Source organism: Burkholderia sp. IMCC1007 (assembly GCF_027257875.1).
GTDB lineage: Bacteria > Pseudomonadota > Gammaproteobacteria > Burkholderiales > Burkholderiaceae > Burkholderia.
Window position 1 is genome coordinate 1 of the sequence record NZ_JAPVQY010000094.1, and the last position, 21,193, is coordinate 21,193.

The following is a 21,193-nucleotide window of genomic DNA, read 5'->3' on the forward strand; positions in this document are numbered from 1 at the left end:
AGCTGATCGAGGATCGCCGGGTTCTCGAGCGTGGACGTGTCCTGCGTGATCGCCTCGCCCTTCGCGAGCGAGCGCAACAGGCGCCGCATGATCTTGCCCGAGCGCGTCTTCGGCAGGTTGTCGCCGAAGCGGATGTCCTTCGGCTTCGCGATCGGCCCGATCTGCTTGCCGACCCAGTCGCGCAACGACTTCGCGAGCGCAGCCGCTTCTTCGCCTTCCGGACGCGAACGCTTGAGCACCACGAACGCGACCACCGCCTCGCCCGTCGTGTCGTCCGGGCGGCCCACCACCGCCGCTTCGGCAACCAGCTCGTGCGAGACCAGCGCCGACTCGATCTCCATCGTGCCGAGCCGGTGACCGGACACGTTCAGCACGTCGTCGATCCGGCCCATGATCGTGAAGTAGCCGGTGTCCTTGTCGCGCACGGTGCCGTCGCCGGCCAGGTACAGCCGCCCGCCGAGTTCCTCGGGGTAATAGCTCTTCTTGAAGCGCTCCGGGTCGCCCCAGATCGTGCGGATCATCGCCGGCCACGGACGCTTGACGACGAGAATCCCGCCTTGCCCGTTCGGCACGTCCTGGCCCGTCTCGTCGACCACTGCGGCCATGATGCCCGGCAGCGGCAGCGTGCACGAACCCGGCACCGTCGGCGTCGCGCCCGGCAGCGGCGTGATCATGTGGCCGCCGGTTTCGGTCTGCCACCACGTGTCGACGATCGGGCAGCGCTCCTGGCCGACGTGCTTGTGGTACCACATCCATGCTTCCGGATTGATCGGCTCGCCGACCGTGCCGATGATGCGCAGGCTCGACAGGTCGTAGCTCTTCGGGTGGACCTTGTCGTCGGCTTCGGCCGCCTTGATCAGTGAACGGATCGCGGTCGGCGCGGTGTAGAACACGGTGACCTTGTGGTCGCCGATCATCTTCCAGAAGCGGCCGGCGTCCGGATAGGTCGGCACGCCCTCGAACACGACCTGCGTGCCGCCGCATGCGAGCGGCCCGTACGTGATGTACGTGTGGCCCGTGACCCAGCCGATGTCGGCCGTGCACCAGAACACGTCGTCGGGTTTCCAGTCGAAGGTCCACTTCATCGTCTGCGCGGCCCACAGCAGGTAGCCGCCCGTGCTGTGCTGCACGCCCTTCGGCTTGCCGGTCGAGCCTGACGTATACAGGATGAACAGCGGATGCTCGGCGCCGACCCATTCCGGTGCGCACGTGTCGGACTCGGCATCGGTCAGCTCGTGCATCCACAGGTCGCGCTCGCCGTGCCAGTCGATCTTGCCGCCGGTGCGGCGATAGACGATCACGCTCTTGACGGCCTCGCAGCCGCCCATCGCGATCGCTTCATCGGCGATGCTCTTGAGCGGCAGCGTCTTGCCGCCGCGCGCCTGTTCGTCGGCGGTGATCAGCGCAACGGCGCCGACGTCGACGAGCCGCTCGTTCAGCGATTTCGCGGAGAAGCCGCCGAACACGACCGAGTGCGTCGCGCCGATGCGTGCGCAGGCCTGCATCGCGACGATGCCTTCGACCGACATCGGCATGTAGATGACGACGCGATCGCCCTTCGCGATCCCGCGTTTCTTCAGCGCATTCGCGAAGCGCGACACGCGGGCGAGGAGGTCGGCATAGGTGACGCGCGTGACGGTGCCGTCGTCGGCCTCGAAGATCACCGCGACGCGCTGGCCGTTGCCGGCTTCGACGTGGCGGTCGAGGCAGTTGTACGACGCGTTGAGCTCGCCGTCGTCGAACCATTTGTAGAACGGCGCGTCGCTCTCGTCGAGCACCTTGGTGAACGGCTTGTGCCAGCTGAGGCCTTCGCGTGCGAGACGCGCCCAGAAGCCTTCGTAATCGCGCTCGGCTTCGGCGGCCAGCGCGCGGTAGGCCGGCATGCCGGAAATGGTCGCCGCCTTCTCGAGCGCCTCGGGCGGCGCAAACTGACGGGTTTCGTGAAGAACCGATTCAATCGCAGACATCGACTACCCCTTGGTGAACATGAATCCTCTGCATGGCGGCGCGATCGTGCGCGCCGCGTCTTGGCCGGCGCATGCGCGCCGCTGTCTCCCACTCACCCGCGCACGGCCCGAAGGCTGCACGCGATGCTGCGCCGCACCACATCACGAGACGGTGGACGTACGGCCCGGCGGTTTCCAAGATAAGCGCCTGAACTTACCCGTCACTTACGCGACCGCGCCGTTTCGCACACCGCGCCGCTTTACGGTCGGCCGCTTTACGGTCACCTGCTTTACGGTCACCCGCTTTACGGTCGCCTTTACGCTGTTACAACCGCGACCCTACAATCCTAACTGAACTCGCCTCCCGGATTCCAGCTTGAATCGCTACGCCCTCTTCCTCATCCTGTCGATGCTGTTCGTCGGCAGCAACGTCGGTATCGGTAAATCCATCGTCGTCTTCGTCCCGGTCGCCATCCTTGCCACGCTGCGCTTCGTGATCGCGATCGCCGTGCTGTGGCCGCTGTTCAGCCCGGTGAAGATGCGCGCGGTGCGGCGCGCGGAATGGCTGAACCTGTTCCTGCAGGCGTTCTTCGGCACCTTCATGTTCACGCTGCTGATGCTCAACGGCGTGCAGCGCACCAGCGCGGTCGCGGCCGGCGTGATCACGAGCACGATCCCGGCCATCGTCGCGCTGTTCGCGTGGCTGATCCTGCGCGAAAAGCCGAACGGCCGTGCGCTGGTGTCGATCGCACTCGCGATCGCCGGCGTCGTGACGATCAATCTCGCGAACGGTACCGCGCGCGGCGCCGGCGGCGCATCGTCCGGCTCGCTGACCGGCAACCTGCTGATCCTCGGCGCCGTGTGCTGCGAATCGATCTACGTGATCCTGTCGCGCCGTCTCACGCAGACGCTCGCGCCGATCGACATCTGTGCGTACACGCACCTGTTCGGCCTGCTGCTGATGCTGCCGCTCGGCGCGACCGCGCTGTGGCATTTCGATTACGCGAGCGTGCCGGCCGGCACCTGGGCGCTGGTGGTCTGGTACGGGCTGTCGGCGAGCATCTTCTCGTTCTGGCTGTGGATGAAGGGGATCCGCCACGTGCCGGGCAGTCTCGCCGGCGTGTTCAGCGCGGTGCTGCCGATCTCGGCGGCCGGGTATGGCATCGCGTTCCTCGGCGAGCGCCCGACGCTTGCGCACGGCATCGCGCTCGCGTGCGTCGTCGCCGGCATCGGGCTCGCCAGCCTGCGCGGCAAGCGCGCGCCGTCGGTCGCCGCCTGATCCGTCCCCGATCGTGGCGGCGCGTCGCTGCAGCCACGCCGGCCGACGCGTTACAATAGCGCGCCTTTTTGAGATCACCCCCGATACCTGCGCACCGCGCCCGCACCGCCATCATGTCCGCCCCGCATTTGCCCGGCTCCGCCCGTCGTCCGCTGCGCCCGCTGCCCGCGCTGATCTTCATGAGCCGCTGGCTTCAGGTTCCGCTTTATCTGGGCCTGATCGTCGCGCAAGCCGTCTACGTTTTCCTGTTCCTGAAGGAAGTCTGGCACCTGCTGTCGCATGCGAGCGGCCTCGACGAAGTCAGCGTGATGCTCGCGGTGCTCGGCCTGATCGACGTGGTGATGATCTCGAACCTGCTGATCATGGTGATCGTCGGCGGCTATGAAACGTTCGTGTCGCGTCTGGGCATCGACGGCCATCCCGACGAGCCCGAGTGGCTCGACCATGTGAACGCGGGCGTGCTGAAGGTCAAGCTGTCGATGGCGCTCATCAGCATATCGTCGATCCACCTGCTGAAGACCTTCATCAACCCCGACCAGCACACGACGCACGCGATCATGTGGCAGGTGATCATCCACGTGTCGTTCCTCGTGTCGGCGCTCGTGATGGCGTGGGTCGACCGCCTGACGACGCACACGCACCCGGCCCATTTCCACGAGACGCATGCGCCAGCGGCGTCCCGACCGGCGGCCTGAACGGCCGCAACGCATTCCCCACAAGTCCCCACAGAGTCTCAGCCATGACCGTCATCAAACAGGAAGACCTGATCCAGAGCATCGCGGATTCGCTGCAGTACATCAGCTACTACCATCCGCTCGACTACATCCAGGCACTCGGCCGCGCGTACGAGCTGGAAGAGAGCCCGGCCGCGAAGGACGCGATCGCGCAGATCCTCACGAACAGCCGCATGTGCGCGGAGGGCAAGCGCCCGATCTGCCAGGACACCGGCATCGTCACGATCTTCGTGAAGGTCGGCATGGACGTGCGCTGGGACGGCGCGACGATGGGCCTCACCGACATGATCAACGAAGGCGTGCGCCGCGGTTACACGCACCCGGACAACGTGCTGCGGGCATCGATCGTCAATCCGCCGGAAGGCGCTCGCAAGAACACCAAGGACAACACGCCGGCCGTGATCCACTACGAGATCGTGCCGGGCGACAAGGTCGACGTGCAGGTCGCGGCGAAGGGCGGCGGCTCGGAAAACAAGTCGAAGTTCGTGATGCTGAACCCGTCCGACTCGATCGTCGACTGGGTGCTGAAGACGGTCCCGACGATGGGCGCCGGCTGGTGCCCGCCGGGGATGCTCGGGATCGGCATCGGCGGCACCGCTGAAAAGGCGATGCTGATGGCGAAGGAATCGCTGATGGAGCCGATCGACATCCAGGAAATCATCGCGCGCGGCCCGCAGGACTGGGTCGAGGAACTGCGCGTGGAACTGCACGAGAAGGTCAACGCGCTCGGCATCGGCGCACAGGGCCTCGGCGGCCTCGCGACCGTGCTCGACGTGAAGATCATGGCTGCCCCGACGCACGCGGCGTCGAAGCCGGTCGCGCTGATCCCGAACTGCGCGGCCACGCGCCACGCGCACTTCGTGCTCGACGGTTCGGGCCCCGCGAAGCTCGAGGCGCCGTCGCTCGACGCGTGGCCGAAGGTCCAGTGGGAACCGAACACGGAAACGAGCAAGCGCGTCGACCTGAACACGCTGACGCCGGAAGAAGTCGCGAGCTGGACGCCGGGCCAGACGCTGCTGCTGTCGGGCAAGATGCTCACGGGCCGCGATGCGGCGCACAAGCGCATCGCCGACATGCTCGCGAAGGGCGAGAAGCTGCCGGTCGACTTCACGAACCGCGTGATCTACTACGTCGGCCCGGTCGATCCGGTGCGTGACGAAGTCGTCGGCCCGGCAGGCCCGACGACGGCGACGCGCATGGACAAGTTCACCGAGACGATGCTCGCGCAAACCGGCCTGATCTCGATGGTCGGCAAGGCGGAACGCGGCCCGGTCGCGATCGACGCGATCAAGAAGCACAAGGCTGCGTACCTGATGGCGGTCGGCGGCGCGGCGTACCTCGTGTCGAAGGCGATCCGCGGCGCGAAGGTGCTCGCGTTCGAAGATCTCGGCATGGAAGCGATCTACGAGTTCGACGTGCAGGACATGCCGGTGACGGTGGCCGTGGATTCGTCGGGCACGTCGGTGCACCAGACCGGCCCGAAGGAATGGCAGGCGAAGATCGGCAAGATCCCGGTCGCGACTGCTTGAACGCGATCGAACGAAAGGCCGGGCGGAAGTCCGGCCTTTTTACTTCTCATTCTCATTGTTGCGTTCGGCCGGATATCCAAGGCTGATTCTCATTACACGCAAAAGGCAGGCCCGACAAGGCTTCGAGGCTTGGCTTTTCCCGTTCGAGCGATTATCGTTCGGTTTCTGAAGCCCTACTGAACAAGGAATAGCCATGCAAGGCGACAAGAAAGTCATCGAATATCTGAACGCCCAACTGAAGAACGAACTCACGGCGATCAACCAGTACTTCCTGCATGCGCGCATGTACAAGCACTGGGGCCTCGAGAAGCTCGGCAAGCACGAATACGACGAGTCGATCGGCGAAATGAAGCACGCCGACTGGCTGATCCAGCGCGTGTTCATGCTCGACGGCCTGCCGAACCTGCAGGACCTGCACAAGCTGCTCATCGGCGAGGAAACCGAAGAGATCCTGAAATGCGACCTGAAGCTCGAGCAGATCTCGCAGTCCACCTGCAAGGAAGCGATCGCCTACTGCGAATCGGTGCGTGACTACGTGTCGCGCGAGATCTTCGAAAAGATCCTCGACGACACCGAAGAGCACATCGACTGGCTCGAAACGCAGCTCGATCTGATCGGCAAGGTCGGCCTGCAGAACTATCAGCAAACGATGATGGGCTCGGCCGAGTAATCGCGCCGTCCGCCAGCCCGCCGCCCGCCCGACGATGACGAACCCGTCCGCCGCTACCGCGCTGCACGCCGCCGCCCCTGTCGGCATCTTCGACTCGGGGCTCGGCGGCCTGTCGGTGCTGCGCGCCGTGCGCGCGCACCTGCCCGACGAGTCGTTCATCTACGTCGCCGATTCGCAGCATGCGCCATATGGGCCGCGCGACGAGGCGTTCATCACGGAACGCACGCTGGCCATCGGCGAGTGGCTCGCCCGCGAAGGCGCGAAAGCGCTCGTCATCGCATGCAACACCGCAACGGCGCGGGCGATCGCGACCATCCGCGAACGCCTGTCGATACCGCTCGTCGGCGTCGAGCCGGGCATCAAACCGGCCGCCGCGCTGTCGTCGACTGGCGTCGCGGGCGTCCTCGCCACGCAGTCGACACTGAACAGCCCGCGCTTCCAGGCGCTGCTCGACCGCTACGGCGCCGGCCGCCGCTTCATCTGCCAGCCCGGCCACGGGCTGGTCGAGGCGATCGAACGCGGCGACACCGGCTCGCCCGCTTTGCGCGCGTTGCTCGCGCGCTATCTGCAGCCGATGCTCGACGACGGCGCCGATACGCTGGTGCTCGGTTGCACGCACTACCCGTTCTTCACTGAAACAATCCGTGACATTGTTGGCGATCGGCTGACGATCGTCGACACGAGCGATGCCATCGCCCGCCAGCTCACGCGCGTGCTGGACGAACGTGGCCTGCGTGCGCCGGCCGGCACGCGTGCCGCGCCGCCACGCTTTTGCTCCACCAGCGACGGCGTGCAACTACGCGCGCTCGCGTCGACGCTGCTCGGCCTGGATGCGCCGGTCGAATCCGTCACCATCGCGTCGCCGAACGCGCGCGCCTGCGCGGCCGCCTGACGCGCGCCGGCGCGCCGCGCCGGTACGCCCTCTCTCGCCGCACCTTCCATTTCAGGGGTCTGATGACCTTAAAAAAGCCCGCGTCAGGCTTGTCAACGTCCGCAAATTTAATGATAATAATTCGCATTAACGTTAGCTATCGCAACTCATCATGATCGTCTGCGTGTGCAAGTCTGTTTCCGATCGCAAGATTCGCGCGTCCCTCGCAGAGGGCGTCAACTCTTTCGATGAACTCCAGTTCGAGCTTGGCGTGGCCACGTGCTGCGGCAAGTGCGAGGAGTCCGTACGCGACCTCATGGCCGAGCACGGGGTCTGCGCGAGCCAGTGCGGTGTCGAGCACCACGCTCACCCGATCCCGGTCACGTTCTACGACCGCAAGGCCGCCTGAGCGGCGCGGGGCGTACGCATGCGGCCCGGCCGCATTTTTGTTTCGACCGTCAGCAAGCCACCATCCGCGCGAGCCAGCGGCTTACCTGCCAAGGAGCCTGTCATGGAATTGCTGATCGGATTTGTGACCACCGTTTGCATCTCGCTGCTGATCTTTCGCAAGTGATGCCGATCCACCCGTCGCGCCCCGGGTGCGGCGTCGTTCTTTCAAGCTAACATGCAGGCTTCGCAATCCGCTCCTGCCGGCGTCTTGCCGGCTGCTCCACGTATGAATCCCCGGGTCATCGCTGTCGCGGTCGGTGTGCTGGCCGTGCACGCGATCATGCTGACGGCCGCGTGGCTGCATCGCAACGCACCGCCGCCGAAGGAGGTCGCGGTTCAGTCGATCACCGCGCAGCTCATCCCGCCGGCGCCGGCCGCCCAGCCGGTCGCGGTCCAGTCGGCCGCACAGCAGCCGGCGCCGCCCAAGCCCACGCCTCGCGTGAAGCCGAAGGTCGAGCCGAAGCCGGTGCAGCAAGCCATTCCGACACCTCGGCCGGTGGCGCAGGCTCCGTCGCCGACGCCCGCGCCGGCAGCCGCCGATCCGACACCGGCCCCCGCCGCGCCGGCTCCTGCTGCGCCGGCTGCAGCACCGGGCCCGGCGCGCGAGACGATGCAGGTCAGCGCACCGAAGAACGTATCGGCACTCACCTGCAATTTCGTGAAACCCGCCTATCCGTCGATGTCGAAGCGGCGCGGCGAAACGGGCACGGCCTATGTTCACTTCATCATCGGCGTGACGGGCAAGATCGAAAGCGTCCAGCTGCAGAAGAGCAGCGGCTACCCGCGTCTCGACGAAGCCGCGCTCGAGGCGACGCGCGCCAGCACGTGCCCGCCGTACATCGAGAACGGGCAAGCAATCCGCGCCGCCCATACGCTGCCGTTCAACTTCACGCTCGACGACTAACCCGTCCTATTCGGTAGATTCAAAGGAAACAAGAAAATGCAAAGCTACGGTATCGCGCACGTCTGGGCGCAAGGTGATTTCGTCACGCGCGCCATCGCGATCACGCTGCTCGTGATGTCGGTCCTGTCGTGGATCGTGATCATCGTCAAGGGCTGGAACGTGATTCGCCTGAACCGTCTCACGAAGAATGCCGAACAGGCGTTCTGGCATTCGGACAATTTCGACGACGGCATCAAGAAGCTCGGCCTCACCGCGTCGACGCCGAGCGACAACCCGTTTCTCGCGCTCGCGCTGTCGGGCAAGGAAGCCGCCGATCATCACCATCAGACCCAACCGCATCTGCACGACCGGATGGACGTGTCGGACTGGGTCACGCGCTGCCTGAAGGACACGATGGACGAAGGCATCTCGCGCATGCAGGCCGGCCTCGCGATTCTCGCGTCCGTCGGCAGCACGGCGCCGTTCGTCGGCCTGTTCGGCACGGTGTGGGGCATCTATCACGCGCTGCTCGCGATCGGCGCAACCGGCCAGACGTCGATCGACCAGGTCGCGGGCCCGGTCGGCGAATCGCTGATCATGACGGCCTTCGGCCTGTTCGTTGCCATCCCGGCGGTGCTCGGCTACAACGCACTGACCCGCGCGAACAAGGGTGTCGTCAGCAAGCTGCGCCGCTTCGCACACGGTCTGCACGCGTACTTCGTGACGGGCGCGAGCCTCGCGTCGTCGTCGACCCGTGACGGCCTGCGTCTCGCGACGCGCGCCAGCTGAGACGGGGTGAGCCATGGCAATGAACACCGGTTTCAGCGACGATGACGACGATGGCGTGATGAGCGAGATCAACATGACGCCGCTCGTCGACGTCATGCTCGTACTCCTGATCATTTTCCTCGTGACGATCCCGGCGATGCAGCATGCGGTGAAGATCGACCTGCCGCATGCGAGCAGTCAGCCCGTCGACGAGAAGCCGCAAACGGTCGACGTCGCGATCGAAGGCAACGGCACGCTCCTGTGGAACGACCAGACGGTCACGCGCGAACAACTGCAGGCGCACATTGCGGAAGCGGCAAAGCATCAGCCGCAACCGGAATTGCACCTGCGTGCCGACCGCAAGGTTGCGTATGAGCGCGTCGCGGAAGTGATGTCGGATGCGCAGGCCGGCGGCCTGACGAAGCTCGGCTTCGTGACGGAGCCGACCGCGAAGGCGAAGTAACGCACACGTATTTCGCGCGTCGCCGATAGCACCTGGCTGGCCATGCCTGACCGGCCGTGCCTAACCGGCCGTGCCCAACCGGCCGTGCCTAACCGGCCGTGCCTAACCGGCCGTGCCTAACCGGCCGTGCCTAACCGGCCGTGCCTAACCGGCCGTGCCCAAAGTAAAAGGCCTTCATCGCCAGATGAAGGCCTTTTTTCATGCGCACGCGGGCGCCTTCGGGCGGCGGGCTCTTCGGCGGTATCGGTTGCGCCTCGAGCAACGCAAATGCGACTACCGTGGTCTGCACGGAGTGCGCGTTCTGCCCTATCTGGCTCGCAATATATGCGGCCACCTGATTCCGCTCAGAACTTCCTTCGCGAAATGGGATTCCAATATAGGCCCGCGCGTTCGCGCATTCAAGGCCCCGCCGATTGAAACTTGCGATTGCAGACGGCGCTTCAATGACAAAACAAATTTGCCACGAAGCGCAGTTTCCATTCAGGTGGACGAAGCATCGGCCGCCGCCGCTTCCTTCTTCGCGCGCTCGGGGCACCCCGGCTCCTTGTAATCGCCATGGTCGAGCTTCTCGACCAGATAGTCGACGAACGCACGCACGGCCGGCGGCATCCCCTGCCGCGACACGAACACGGCATAGAGTTGCGGCACCGGCAGCGTCCAGCCCGGCATCACGGGCGACAGCTGACCCGCGCGCAGCGCGTTACCGTACATCATCTCGGGCAGCGCCGCGATGCCGAGCCCGTCGAGCACCGCTTCGCGGATCGTCATCAGGTCGGCCGTCACGAGGCGTGGATCGTGCTCGTGCAAATGCCGCGTGCCGTCCGGCGCGATCAGGTTGAACACGTGACGGCCGTCGACGCTCGGCGTGTCGAGCGTCTCGAAGTGCGTCAGATCGTCCGGCACCAGCGGCGGCGCATTCTGGTTCAGCAGGCTCGGCGCACCCACCAGCATCTGCTCGGTACGCCACAGCGGCCGCACGACGATGTTCGCGTTCTGCGGCGGCTCCGAGCGCACGCGCAACGCGACGTCGATCGAATCCTCGAACAGGTCGATCACGCGATTCGTCACACGGATGTGCACCTTCACCTCGGGGTAGCGGTGCAGGAATTCAGGAAGAATGCGCGACAGCATCGTCTGCGACAGCGTGACGGGCACGCTGACGCGCACCGACCCGCGCGGCGACGCGCGCAGTTGCTGCACGGCGTTCATCGCGGCCCGGGCTTCGGCGAGCATCGCCTGGCAGTGCTGGTAGAACAGTTCGCCCGCCTCGGTCAGCGCGAGCTTGCGCGTCGAGCGCTGCAGCAGCCGCACGCCGAGCGCCGCCTCGAGTTCGGTCAGGCGCCGCGACAGGCGTGATTTCGAGATACCCAGCACGCGCTCGGCTGCCGAGAAACCGCCATGCTCGACGACCTGCGAAAAGTACATGAGGTCGTTCAGGTTGTGTGCATCGATGTTCATGTCATCGTTCCAATTTCAGAACAATCCATTGCGAACCGCCGCAAATCGGACCGTAAAACGCCCAATATAATAGCGCTATGTTTCAAAAATAACGCTATTCCGATGACATCGAGGGCTTCTGCATGACGACTGCTCGCTCGCTTGACCGCACGTACCCCGCGCTTCGCACGACCGAAGGCGGCGGCTTCGTGGTTCACCGTCCGTTTCCGACCCGGCTGCTGATGGATTTCGATCCGTTCCTGCTGCTCGATGAAATGGGCCCCGTCGACTACGCGCCGGGCGAAGCCAAGGGCGCACCCGACCATCCGCATCGCGGCTTCGAGACCGTGACCTACGTGCTCGACGGCCGCTTTCGCCATCGCGACTCGGCCGGCCATGCCGGCACGCTGGGCCCCGGCGACGTGCAATGGATGACCGCCGGCGCGGGCGTCGTGCACAGCGAGATGCCGGACCCGGCGTTCACGCAGGCAGGCGGGCGCTCGCACGGCTTCCAGCTGTGGGTCAATCTGCCGCGCCGCGACAAGCTGATCGCGCCGCGCTACCAGGAGATTGCGGCCGACCGCATCCCGAGCGCCACGTCGCCGGACGGTCGAGCGCACGTCCGCGTGATCGCCGGCGAGGCATTCGGCGTGCGCGCGGCGATCGAGACGCGCACACCGATCCTCTACCAGCATTTCACGCTGCAGCCGGGCGCATCGGTCTCCCAGCCGGTGCCGGCAGGCTATCGCGTGTTCGCGTATCCACTCGATGGCGCGGGCCGTTACGGGCCCGACCGGCAGCTTGTCGACGCACGGCACATGGTGGTCTACGCCGACGACGGCGACGCGGTGACGTTCGAAGCCGGCGACACGCCGCTCGATCTGCTGCTGATCGGCGGCGTGCCGCTCAACGAGCCGATCGTCCGCTACGGGCCGTTCGTGATGAATACCGAGGAAGAGATCCGGCAAGCCGTCGTCGACTACCAGACGGGCCGCATGGGACGCATCGAAGCGTGACGCGCGAGCGGGACGCAGGTGCCGCGAAACGGCTCGTTTTGCGTCACAATGACTTCTTGAACCACGTGGCCGTCCGCCACTAGAAGGAACCCGTCCCCTTGAACTTCGAACATCTGATCCAGATCAACTCCGACGATCCGGCCGTGCCGTCCCTCACCCGCGAGCAGCTGTGGGAAGGCCTCGTGCTGCGCGCCGAACAGCCGCAGCTGTTCGTGATCGGCCTTGACAGCTGCGTCGTCCACGAACGAACGGACACGACGCTCGAACGCGAACTGCATTACGGCCATGCGACCGTGCGCGATCGCGTGACGTTCACGCCGAACCGGCAAGTGCGCTACGACGTCCACGCAGCGGGCGGCGAAATCGGCGGCTCGCTGACGATGACGATCGAAGAGCGCGACGACCACGCGCTGTTCCTGCGCTTCGAATACCGCACGACGCTGACCGTCACGGACGACAGCGAGGAAGCGCGCCAGACGCACGGCATCGTCAAGGAAGCGTATCGCACGTCGGACATCGACACGGTGCGCCTGATCCGCGAATACGCACAGGGCCGCAAGGACCCGGATCCGCTGCACTGACACCCCGGGCGGCCCATGGGCCGCTCTTTTGATTCAGCCTATCAGACTACACGTTTCGATCGATAAAGAGTTTTTGTAAATGGGAATAGTTATCATTTAGAATTCATTCCATCGTATCGACAGTCACCGATCAACCGAATGACCGACACCACGCGCCCGACTACGCTGAGCTTGCGCCGCCCGACCGGCACCGCAGGCGGTAGCCGTCAAAAGACGGCAGCGGTCACGACGCCGGCCAAGCCGGCCGCAAGCCGCGATGCAGGCACACGCGTCCTCAGCAGCGATGCGCTGCTGCAAGGCCACAGCCACATCAGCATCGCGCATAACGGAGAGACCTACCAGCTGCGTGCCACGCGGCTCGGCAAGCTGATCCTGACGAAGTAACGACAGAGTATTGTGGGGACCACCTCCCTGAGAGGTGTTGGGCAGTAGCCAGCGCAACGGCTTGCACGCGAGATCTAGACCCCTTCGTGCAAACACACTCAAGCAGCCGTTGCAGCAAGCCAAGCCACTTTTTTGGTTCTCGCACAACGAAGGAAAAAGCGACACGTCGAAGGACGTGTCGCTTTTCTATTTGGGCAGCCGGACGCAGAAAGAATGCGTATCGGCCCATCCGCCCTGCTGTTTGAGCGCTTCCTGAGCGCGTCCGCGACCGGTAACGGAACCTCCTCCACCGGGTGCGGAGCGCGACGGCCGCAACGCCGTCGATGCTGCGTCAGAAACCCCAGAACATCAGCCACCATGCACTGTCGACGACGGCAAGGCCGGCCGCGAAACACGCGAATGCAGCCAGTCGGCGCGGCCACGCCGCATAGCGGCCCGTCACCTTCCATGCGAGCCAGGCGCTCCACACATTGGCACCGACCAGAATCGCGATACGCACCTCCGTCGCCCAGCCGAGCGGCACGTGTTCGGCCCGCAGCAGCGACAGCGTCGTCGCGGACAGCCCGAGGAATACGCCCGCGCCGGCGATCGGGATCAATGCCTGGGCGAGATGATGGAGACGCACGCGATCGAAGCGGCCGAGCATCAGCGTCGCGCCGGCCAGCAGCACGAGCAGCGCCGTGCCGTACACGAGCCCCGTCCCGACGATGTAGCTGACGATCAGGCCGCCGTCGAGCCACGAAAACACGTCGTTGCGGTCCGGGTAATGCGTGAGCAGGAACCACGGTGCATTGGTCTCGAGCGGCCACGTGATGTCATGATCGATCAGCCAGCCCGCGAGCCATTGCTTGATCTGCACGAACCACGGGCTGACCGTCCAGTGGAACGCGCCGATCGCGACGCCGAGCAGGCCGTACAGGATCAGTGCCGTGTCCCACGGATTCGCCTGCTGCGCGCCGAGGTTCACGACTTCGTCGGACGGCGAGCGCAACGACAGCGAGATCGCATCGCGATGCCCGCTGCAGCGGCCGCACATGTGGCACGACGCCGCGCCCTTCATGTTGCGCAACGGCACGAGCGGCGCGCAGTTGATCGGAATCACGCGATGGCCGTGTTCGCCGTTCTTGTACGAGCGGCGCCACGCGTCCTCGTCGACCTTGTAGCGCATCGGCGCGAGCCGCGACAGCAGCCCGAACACGCCGTTGACCGGGCACAGATACTTGCACCACACGCGCTTCTCGCGGCCGTACAGCAGGCCGATCACGATCGCGCCGACGGTCGATCCACCGAGCACGAACAGTACCGCGAGCGGGTACTGGTACACGCTGACCATCTGCCCGTAGATCGTCGTGAGCCCGAACGCGACGAACGGCCAGCCGCCCCACCGCATCCAGCGCGGAATCGCGCCGCCGCAGCCGAACTTGCTCGCATATTCGGTCAGTGCGCCTTCCGGACACAGCACGCCGCACCAGACGCGGCCGAGCATCACCATCGACAGCAGCACGAACGGCCACCAGATGCCCCAGAACACGAACTGCGCGATGAGCGTGAGATTGCTCCACAGGTGCGCGGAATCGTCCGGCAGCGGCAACACCGCCGGCACGATGATCAGGAACGCATACACGCCGACGACGACCCACTGTATGCCGCGGATCACTGCGCCATGGCGCTGCATCCACTGGCCGGCCTGCGCGAGCCAGCCCGGCTTGGCTACGGCGACAACGCTCATGCCGTGCGGCCCGCGGTGACGGCCGGACGGCGGCTCGCGCGCTTCATCAGCAGCCACACGACCGCCCAGTACACCGCATACGCGATCAGGTTGGTCAGCGCCGGATGCGCGCGGTAGCCCGTCAGCGTGGCAACGAGCGAGCCGAACGTGCTCGAATCATCGAGCATCCCGGACGTGTCCCACAGCTGCGAAATGCCGAGCGGCAGGATTTCCTTGTCGATCAGCTTGTCGACGCCCGTCTGGAACAGGCCCGCGCCGAGGAACAACAGCATGACTTCGGTCACGCGGAAGAAATGCCGCCACGAGAAATACTTGCCGCCGAGCTGCAGCAAATAGAACGTGAGGAACGCGAGGCCCAGGCCGATCACGACCGCGAGCATCTGGCTGCCGTCCACATGCCCCGACTGGCCGAACCCGAGGCCGTACAGGAAGATCACCGTCTCGCTGCCTTCGCGGGCGATCGCGAGTGCGACCAGCACCCCGACGCCCCACCAGTTCGAATCGCGCGTGCTCTGCTGCAGCGAATGCTCCATGTCGCGCTTGAGCGTGCGGCCGTGCCGGCGCATCCACAGCACCATCTGCACGATCAGCACGCACGCGATCAGCACCATCGCGGTCTGGAAATAGTCCTGCGCGTCGCCGGACAGTACTTCGGTAAAGCCGACGAGCGCGGCGCCGAGGCCGACGGCCATCAGCAAGCCGACCGCGACACCGGTCCACAGATACGGCAGGCCGCGCCGCGCATCGTCGTCGCCGTTCTTCAGCCATGCATAGAGGATGCCGACGACGAGCAGCGCTTCGACGCTCTCCCGCCAGACGATGAACAAGATCTGACCCATTGAATCCTCCTGACGTACGGGGCAACACACGCGCGCGCCCGCACGCAGATAAAACGCGTTACTTCGCGACGATCACGCCCTGTGCCTGCTGGTGGAAATCGTCGAAAAACTTGTATTCGCCCGGCGACAGCGGGGCGACGACCACGAACGAATCGGCGCCCGGCGCAAGCACCTTCTCCTTGCGCAGCTGCACGCTCTCGAATTCGGCGGCGCCCTTGCCGGTATTCCTGATCTCGATCTTGAAGCGCTGGCCGGCCGGCACTTCGATGCGGGCGGGATTCAGCTTGCCGTCCGTCATCTCGAGCTTGAACGTCGGCAGATCGGCGGCATGCGCCGCGCCGGCGAGCCACAGCGCGGCGGCTGCGGCGGCGATTTTCTGGGGAAGTTTCATTCTGGGTTCTCTACGCCGACGGCGCGCCTGAGCGCGCCGTCCGTGATGTCACCGATCAGTACCCGCCCTTCTTGCCGATGCCGGCGAACGGGAAGTCGTATTCGAGGGTGATGGGCTTGAACCACGGGCCCACGCCGGTTTCCTTGTCGACGTGACGGCCGAACGCCATGTGGCCCGACTGCATCGGCGGCTTGACGGTCATCGTCAGGTGGTACTTGCCGGGGCCTGCCAGCTTCACGTTGTCGCCGTAGTGCGGGCCGTCGCTCGCGACCATGCCCATCAGGTCGCCTTCGGCCTTCCACTTCGTGTCGCCCTGCTTCGTCAGCTTGTACGTGACTTGCAGGTACGGCATCCAGTCGCCTTCCGCGAAACCCGTCGGGTTGTTCTTGACCGCGTGGATGTCGGCCTCGAGGTGGATGTCGGAATCCGACGCCTTGCGCATCATGCCTTCCGGATCCATCGTGATCGGTTGCAGGTACACCGCGCCGATTTCCATGCCGCCCTGGATCTGCTGCTTGCCGATCGGATATTCGGCAGCCGAGGCCGACATCGCGGCGAGCGCCGCCGCTACCGCAACCGACGTGCGGATGAACGAAGAACCCAACATGGACACTCCTTGTTATTTGTCTGACGACCTGCGCGCCGCCCTCCCGGACGCCGCGCTGAAAACACTAACGCAACGAAGAACGTTAATGCGAACTATTCTCAATACTTGCGGAGTTTAGCACCGAACGGCGTCCGGAACAAACGGCAACCCGCGTAAACCCCTGATGCGACAAGGCTTACAACGCCGTTACCGGACGGTTTCAGTGACGTTTGGAAAGATTTATCGGCCGCCGCTGATGTGGTCGCCCACGTTCGCGCCGAATACGCGTTCGCGCAGCAGCGCAAGCTGGTCGCGGGTCGCAGCCGCCTTCTCGAATTCGAGGTTCTTCGCGTAGTCGGCCATCTGCTTCTCGAGGCGCTTGATTTCCTTCGCGATCTGTTTTTCCGACATGTCCTCGAATTTCGCGCGCTGCTGCGCTTCCTTCAGCTCGGCGCGCGCGTCGTCGGCGTTGTAGACGCCGTCGATGATGTCCTTGATGCGCTTCACCACGCCACGCGGCGTGATACCCATCTTCTCGTTGTGCGCGATCTGCTTCGCGCGACGCCGCTCGGTCTCGCCGATCGCACGCTTCATCGATTCCGTCATGTTGTCCGCGTAGAGGATCGCCTTGCCGTTCACGTTCCGTGCGGCACGACCGATCGTCTGGATCAGCGAGCGTTCGGCGCGCAGGAAGCCTTCCTTGTCCGCATCGAGGATCGCGACCAGCGACACTTCCGGAATATCCAGCCCTTCGCGTAGCAGGTTGATCCCGACCAGCACGTCGAACGTGCCGAGCCGCAGGTCGCGAATGATCTCGACGCGCTCGACCGTATCGATGTCGCTGTGCAGGTAACGCACCTTGACGCCATGGTCGGCCAGAAACTCGGTCAGCTGTTCGGCCATGCGCTTCGTCAGCGTCGTGATCAGCACACGCTCGCCGGCCTTCACGCGCGCGTTGATCTCGGTCAGCACGTCGTCGACCTGCGAGCTGGCCGGCCGCACTTCGATTTCGGGATCGACGAGCCCGGTCGGCCGCACCACCTGCTCGGCGATCTGCCCCGTCACGCGCTGCTCGTAGTCGGCCGGCGTCGCCGAGACGAACACCACCTGGCGCATCTTGCGCTCGAACTCCGGGAACTTGAGCGGCCGGTTGTCCAGTGCGGACGGCAGCCGGAAGCCGTAGTTGACGAGGTTCTCCTTGCGCGCGCGGTCGCCGTTGTACATCCCGTTCAACTGGCCGATCAGCACGTGCGATTCGTCGAGCAGCATCAGCGCGTCGGGCGGCAGGTAATCGACAAGGGTCGGCGGCGGCTCACCCGGCGCGGCGCCGGAGAAATGCCGCGAATAGTTCTCGATGCCCTTGCAGAAGCCGAGCTCCTGCAGCATCTCGAGGTCGAAACGCGTCCGCTGTTCGAGACGCTGCGCCTCGACGAGCTTGCCGTCGCGGTGGAAAAACTCGAGGCGCTCGCGCAATTCATCCTTGATCGTTTCGATCGCGCGCATCACGGTGTCGCGCGGCGTCACGTAGTGCGACGACGGATAGACGGTGAAGCGCGGAATCTTCTGCCGCACGCGCCCCGTCAGCGGGTCGAACAGTTGCAGGGTCTCGACTTCGTCGTCGAACAGCTCGACGCGCACGGCCATCTCCGCGTGTTCGGCCGGGAAGATGTCGATCGTGTCGCCGCGCACGCGGAACGTGCCGCGCTGGAAGTCCTGTTCGTTGCGCGAGTACTGCATCGCGATCAGCCGCGCGATCACGTCGCGCTGGCCGAGCTTGTCGCCGGTGCGCAGCGTCAGGATCATCTGGTGGTACTCGGACGGATTGCCGATACCGTAGATCGCCGACACCGTCGCGACGATCACCACGTCGCGACGCTCCATCAGGCTCTTCGTCGCCGACAGCCGCATCTGCTCGATGTGCTCGTTGATCGACGAGTCCTTCTCGATGAACAGGTCGCGCTGCGGCACGTACGCTTCCGGCTGGTAATAGTCGTAGTACGAGACGAAGTATTCGACGGCGTTGCGCGGGAAGAACTCGCGGAATTCCGCGTAGAGCTGCGCCGCGAGCGTCTTGTTCGGCGCGAACACGATTGCCGGGCGGCCGAGCCGCGCGATCGTGTTGGCCATCGTGAAGGTCTTGCCCGAGCCGGTCACGCCGAGCAGCGTCTGGAAGGCAAGGCCGTCGCCGACGCCTTCGACGAGCGTTTCGATCGCGGTCGGCTGGTCGCCTGCGGGCGGATACGGCTGATACAGCTGGAAGGGCGACCCTTCGAAGGTCACGAATTTCGATTCGTCGAGCGCGTCGCCGGGTTCGGCGTGATGTTCGGACATGGAGTGCGGCCGGAGCGAGGGCAAAAAAACTATTCTAGCGCTTCGCGGCAGGTCGGACCGCTGACGGCTCCTGACGCGCGACCGTCGCCCGAAATCGTGATTTGCCGCGCAATCGCCGCCCCGGCCATCGTGAATTCGCTACAATACCAGGCTGCTGCGCTTTCCGGCGCCGTGCCGTTGGCGCGCGGTCCGCTGCGCCCGCCCCGCCGGCTGAAAGCCTGACCCTCTTTTCACTACTGCCGAATCATCATGTCGCTCTTCTCCGCTGTCCAGCTTGCTCCCCGCGACCCGATCCTGGGCCTGAACGAAGCTTTCAACGCCGATGCGCGTCCGACCAAGGTCAACCTCGGCGTCGGCGTGTACACGAACGAAGAAGGCAAGATTCCGCTGCTGCGCGCGGTTCGCGACGCCGAGAAGGCACGTGTCGACGCCGGCCTGCCGCGCGGCTACCTCCCGATCGACGGGATCGCCGCGTACGATGCAGCCGTGCAGAAACTGCTGCTCGGCAACGATTCGCCCCTGATCGCCGCAGGTCGCGTGGTCACGGCGCAGGCACTGGGCGGCACGGGCGCGCTGAAGATCGGCGCCGATTTCCTGCGCACCTTGAACCCGAACGCGAAGGTCGCGATCAGCGATCCGAGCTGGGAAAACCACCGCGCACTGTTCGAAGCGGCCGGCTTCGAAGTCGTCGCATACCCGTACTACGACGCCGCCACCAACGGCGTGAACTTCGATGGCATGCTGTCGGCGCTGAACGGCTACGCAGCCGGCACGATCGTCGTGCTGCACGCGTGCTGCCACAACCCGACCGGCGTGGACCTGACCGAAGCGCAATGGCAGCAAGTCGTCGACGTCGTGAAGGCACGCAACCTCGTGCCGTTCCTCGACATCGCCTACCAGGGCTTCGGCGAGAACATCGAGGCTGACGCCGCTGCGGTGCGTCTGTTTGCCGCGGCCGACCTGAATGCATTCGTGTCGTCGTCGTTCTCGAAGTCGTTCTCTCTGTACGGCGAACGCGTCGGCGCGCTGTCGATCATCACGTCGAGCAAGGAAGAAGCGACGCGCGTGCTGTCGCAACTGAAGCGCGTGATCCGCACGAACTACTCGAACCCGCCCACCCATGGTGGCGCAGTCGTCGCAGCGGTGCTGGCATCGCCGGAACTGCACGCTTCGTGGGTGCAGGAACTCGGCGAAATGCGCGACCGCATCCGCTCGATGCGCAACGGCCTCGTCGAGCGCCTGAAGGCGAGCGGCGTCGATCGCGACTTCAGCTTCATCAACGCGCAGCGCGGGATGTTCTCGTATTCGGGCCTGACGTCGGCGCAAGTCGATCGCCTGCGCGACGAGTTCGGCATCTACGCAGTCGGCACGGGCCGCATCTGCGTCGCTGCGCTGAACACGCGCAACCTCGACGTGGTGGCCAATGCGGTCGCGGCAGTCCTGAAGTAACTCGGCGTCAGCGGGCGGCAGCCTTCACCGGCCCGCCCTGCCGAAACAAAAAACGCGCTCGGTGGAGCGCGTTTTTTTATGCCGTTCGGGTTGCCGGCGGGCCTGCACGCATACCGCGCGCTTCGCGATCGCCCGTGCCGGACCCGTTACTGCATGAACCAGCCGTGGCTGACGACAACCGACTGGCCGGTGAGCGCGGCGCTCGGGAACGCCGACAGGAACAGCACCGTCTGCGCGACGTCCTGCACCGTCGTGAACACGCCGTCGACCGTGTTGCCGAGCATCACCTTCTTGATCACTTCCTCTTCGCTGATGCCGAGTTCCTTCGCCTGCTCCGGAATCTGCTTGTCGACGAGCGGCGTGCGCACGAAGCCCGGACACACCACGTGCGAGCGCACGTTGTGCTTCGCGCCTTCCTTCGCCAGCACGCGGGCAAGACCGAGCAGGCCGTGCTTGGCCGTCACATACGCCGACTTCAGCGGCGACGCCTCGTGTGAGTGCACCGAACCCATGTAGATCACGACGCCGCCGCGATCGTCCTTGTACATGTGCTTGAGCGCGGCCTTGGTCGTGAGGAATGCACCGTCGACGTGGATCGCCTGCATCTTCTTCCAGTCGGCGAACGAGTAGTTCTCGATCGGGTTGACGATCTGGATGCCGGCGTTCGATACAAGGATGTCGACCGAGCCGAACGCTTCGGCCACCTTGTCGATGCCGCTGTTCACGGCGTCTTCGTTGGTCACGTCCATCGCGACGCCGATTGCCTTGCCGCCTGCCTTGTTGATCTCGTCGGCCACCGCGTTTGCGCCGTCCTGGTTCAGGTCGGCGATCGCGACGGCCGCACCCGCTTTCGCGAG

General features: G+C 65.1%; 21 protein-coding genes. 13 read left to right on the forward strand and 8 right to left on the reverse strand.

Annotated features, from left to right (window positions below):
• Positions 1-1,967 (reverse strand): acetate--CoA ligase (gene acs, locus O1Q03_RS38245; protein WP_269510919.1); only part of this gene is annotated, 1,967 nt, incomplete at its 3' end.
• Between the two features lie 355 nt (positions 1,968-2,322).
• Between acs and O1Q03_RS38250 the strand changes: the two genes are divergently transcribed.
• From O1Q03_RS38250 to O1Q03_RS38290, 9 genes are all read left to right on the forward strand, one after another.
• A complete protein-coding gene (locus O1Q03_RS38250) occupies positions 2,323-3,225 on the forward strand; it encodes a DMT family transporter (RefSeq protein WP_269510921.1) in 903 nt (300 codons plus the stop codon).
• Between the two features lie 113 nt (positions 3,226-3,338).
• Complete coding sequence (locus O1Q03_RS38255) at positions 3,339-3,920, forward strand: TIGR00645 family protein (RefSeq protein WP_269510923.1); 582 nt, start codon at positions 3,339-3,341, stop codon at positions 3,918-3,920.
• Between the two features lie 44 nt (positions 3,921-3,964).
• Positions 3,965-5,488 (forward strand): fumarate hydratase, encoded by a 1,524-nt coding sequence (locus tag O1Q03_RS38260; RefSeq protein WP_269510925.1) that lies wholly within the window; start codon positions 3,965-3,967, stop codon positions 5,486-5,488.
• Between the two features lie 193 nt (positions 5,489-5,681).
• Positions 5,682-6,158, forward strand: a complete 477-nt coding sequence (gene bfr / locus O1Q03_RS38265) for a bacterioferritin (RefSeq protein WP_269510927.1) — start codon at positions 5,682-5,684, stop codon at positions 6,156-6,158.
• 34 nt (positions 6,159-6,192) lie between these two features.
• On the forward strand, positions 6,193-7,050 hold the full coding sequence (murI, locus tag O1Q03_RS38270) for a glutamate racemase (RefSeq protein WP_269510929.1): 858 nt from the start codon (positions 6,193-6,195) through the stop codon (positions 7,048-7,050).
• Between the two features lie 151 nt (positions 7,051-7,201).
• The gene (locus O1Q03_RS38275) at positions 7,202-7,438 is read left to right on the forward strand and encodes a (2Fe-2S)-binding protein (RefSeq protein WP_269510931.1); all 237 of its coding nucleotides are present in this window, start codon (positions 7,202-7,204) and stop codon (positions 7,436-7,438) included.
• Between the two features lie 216 nt (positions 7,439-7,654).
• A complete protein-coding gene (locus tag O1Q03_RS38280) occupies positions 7,655-8,383 on the forward strand; it encodes an energy transducer TonB (protein WP_269510933.1) in 729 nt (242 codons plus the stop codon).
• Positions 8,384-8,419: 36 nt separating this feature from the next.
• The gene (locus O1Q03_RS38285) at positions 8,420-9,151 is read left to right on the forward strand and encodes a MotA/TolQ/ExbB proton channel family protein (protein ID WP_175720711.1); all 732 of its coding nucleotides are present in this window, start codon (positions 8,420-8,422) and stop codon (positions 9,149-9,151) included.
• A gap of 13 nt (positions 9,152-9,164) precedes the next feature.
• Positions 9,165-9,593 carry an ExbD/TolR family protein gene (locus O1Q03_RS38290; RefSeq protein WP_269510936.1) on the forward strand — a complete coding sequence of 143 codons (429 nt, stop codon included), beginning with the start codon at positions 9,165-9,167 and terminating at the stop codon, positions 9,591-9,593.
• A 480-nt stretch (positions 9,594-10,073) separates the two neighbouring features.
• On the opposite strand, the gene O1Q03_RS38295 is transcribed toward O1Q03_RS38290, so the two are convergent.
• Positions 10,074-11,051 carry a LysR family transcriptional regulator gene (locus O1Q03_RS38295; protein ID WP_269510939.1) on the reverse strand — a complete coding sequence of 326 codons (978 nt, stop codon included), beginning with the start codon at positions 11,049-11,051 and terminating at the stop codon, positions 10,074-10,076.
• Positions 11,052-11,173: 122 nt separating this feature from the next.
• Here O1Q03_RS38295 and O1Q03_RS38300 point away from each other — a divergent pair, with 122 nt between their 5' ends.
• The 3 genes from O1Q03_RS38300 (at position 11,174) to hemP (ending at position 13,011) form a co-directional block, all read left to right on the forward strand.
• Positions 11,174-12,046, forward strand: coding sequence for a pirin family protein (locus O1Q03_RS38300; RefSeq protein WP_269510943.1), 873 nt, complete (start codon positions 11,174-11,176; stop codon positions 12,044-12,046).
• Positions 12,047-12,144: 98 nt separating this feature from the next.
• Positions 12,145-12,627, forward strand: coding sequence for an SRPBCC family protein (locus O1Q03_RS38305; RefSeq protein ID WP_269510947.1), 483 nt, complete (start codon positions 12,145-12,147; stop codon positions 12,625-12,627).
• Between the two features lie 138 nt (positions 12,628-12,765).
• On the forward strand, positions 12,766-13,011 hold the full coding sequence (hemP, locus tag O1Q03_RS38310) for a hemin uptake protein HemP (protein ID WP_269510950.1): 246 nt from the start codon (positions 12,766-12,768) through the stop codon (positions 13,009-13,011).
• 331 nt (positions 13,012-13,342) lie between these two features.
• On the opposite strand, the gene O1Q03_RS38315 is transcribed toward hemP, so the two are convergent.
• The 5 genes from O1Q03_RS38315 to uvrB form a co-directional block, all read right to left on the reverse strand.
• Complete coding sequence (locus tag O1Q03_RS38315) at positions 13,343-14,740, reverse strand: 4Fe-4S binding protein (protein WP_269510953.1); 1,398 nt, start codon at positions 14,738-14,740, stop codon at positions 13,343-13,345.
• Positions 14,737-15,579 (reverse strand): FTR1 family iron permease, encoded by an 843-nt coding sequence (locus O1Q03_RS38320; RefSeq protein ID WP_269510956.1) that lies wholly within the window; start codon positions 15,577-15,579, stop codon positions 14,737-14,739. Before O1Q03_RS38320 ends, O1Q03_RS38315 begins: the two co-directional genes overlap by 4 nt.
• 58 nt (positions 15,580-15,637) lie before the next feature.
• Positions 15,638-15,970: a cupredoxin domain-containing protein gene (locus O1Q03_RS38325; RefSeq protein ID WP_269510959.1), complete on the reverse strand. Its 333-nt coding sequence runs from the start codon at positions 15,968-15,970 to the stop codon at positions 15,638-15,640.
• A gap of 55 nt (positions 15,971-16,025) precedes the next feature.
• Entirely contained in the window at positions 16,026-16,577 is a 552-nt protein-coding gene (locus tag O1Q03_RS38330; RefSeq protein WP_060106415.1) for an iron transporter, read from the reverse strand.
• Positions 16,578-16,796: 219 nt separating this feature from the next.
• Positions 16,797-18,887 (reverse strand): excinuclease ABC subunit UvrB, encoded by a 2,091-nt coding sequence (gene uvrB / locus O1Q03_RS38335; RefSeq protein WP_269510962.1) that lies wholly within the window; start codon positions 18,885-18,887, stop codon positions 16,797-16,799.
• 249 nt (positions 18,888-19,136) lie between these two features.
• On the opposite strand from uvrB, the gene O1Q03_RS38340 reads away from it, so the two are divergent.
• Positions 19,137-20,336 (forward strand): amino acid aminotransferase, encoded by a 1,200-nt coding sequence (locus O1Q03_RS38340; RefSeq protein WP_269510965.1) that lies wholly within the window; start codon positions 19,137-19,139, stop codon positions 20,334-20,336.
• 146 nt (positions 20,337-20,482) lie between these two features.
• Here O1Q03_RS38340 and O1Q03_RS38345 read toward each other — a convergent pair.
• Positions 20,483-21,193, reverse strand: a 711-nt coding sequence (locus O1Q03_RS38345; protein ID WP_269510968.1) for a 3-hydroxybutyrate dehydrogenase, incomplete at its 5' end; no start/stop codon positions are given.

Coding starts and splice junctions, on each gene's coding strand:
- O1Q03_RS38255 (WP_269510923.1), top strand. CDS start 3,339: ATGTCCGCCCCGCATTTGCCCGGCTCCGCCCGTCGTCCGCTGCGCCCG.
- O1Q03_RS38260 (WP_269510925.1), top strand. CDS start 3,965: ATGACCGTCATCAAACAGGAAGACCTGATCCAGAGCATCGCGGATTCG.
- bfr (WP_269510927.1), top strand. CDS start 5,682: ATGCAAGGCGACAAGAAAGTCATCGAATATCTGAACGCCCAACTGAAG.
- murI (WP_269510929.1), top strand. CDS start 6,193: ATGACGAACCCGTCCGCCGCTACCGCGCTGCACGCCGCCGCCCCTGTC.
- O1Q03_RS38275 (WP_269510931.1), top strand. CDS start 7,202: ATGATCGTCTGCGTGTGCAAGTCTGTTTCCGATCGCAAGATTCGCGCG.
- O1Q03_RS38280 (WP_269510933.1), top strand. CDS start 7,655: ATGCAGGCTTCGCAATCCGCTCCTGCCGGCGTCTTGCCGGCTGCTCCA.
- O1Q03_RS38285 (WP_175720711.1), top strand. CDS start 8,420: ATGCAAAGCTACGGTATCGCGCACGTCTGGGCGCAAGGTGATTTCGTC.
- O1Q03_RS38290 (WP_269510936.1), top strand. CDS start 9,165: ATGGCAATGAACACCGGTTTCAGCGACGATGACGACGATGGCGTGATG.
- O1Q03_RS38295 (WP_269510939.1), bottom strand. CDS start 11,051: ATGAACATCGATGCACACAACCTGAACGACCTCATGTACTTTTCGCAG.
- O1Q03_RS38300 (WP_269510943.1), top strand. CDS start 11,174: ATGACGACTGCTCGCTCGCTTGACCGCACGTACCCCGCGCTTCGCACG.
- hemP (WP_269510950.1), top strand. CDS start 12,766: ATGACCGACACCACGCGCCCGACTACGCTGAGCTTGCGCCGCCCGACC.
- O1Q03_RS38315 (WP_269510953.1), bottom strand. CDS start 14,740: ATGAGCGTTGTCGCCGTAGCCAAGCCGGGCTGGCTCGCGCAGGCCGGC.
- O1Q03_RS38320 (WP_269510956.1), bottom strand. CDS start 15,579: ATGGGTCAGATCTTGTTCATCGTCTGGCGGGAGAGCGTCGAAGCGCTG.
- O1Q03_RS38325 (WP_269510959.1), bottom strand. CDS start 15,970: ATGAAACTTCCCCAGAAAATCGCCGCCGCAGCCGCCGCGCTGTGGCTC.
- O1Q03_RS38330 (WP_060106415.1), bottom strand. CDS start 16,577: ATGTTGGGTTCTTCGTTCATCCGCACGTCGGTTGCGGTAGCGGCGGCG.
- uvrB (WP_269510962.1), bottom strand. CDS start 18,887: ATGTCCGAACATCACGCCGAACCCGGCGACGCGCTCGACGAATCGAAA.
- O1Q03_RS38340 (WP_269510965.1), top strand. CDS start 19,137: ATGTCGCTCTTCTCCGCTGTCCAGCTTGCTCCCCGCGACCCGATCCTG.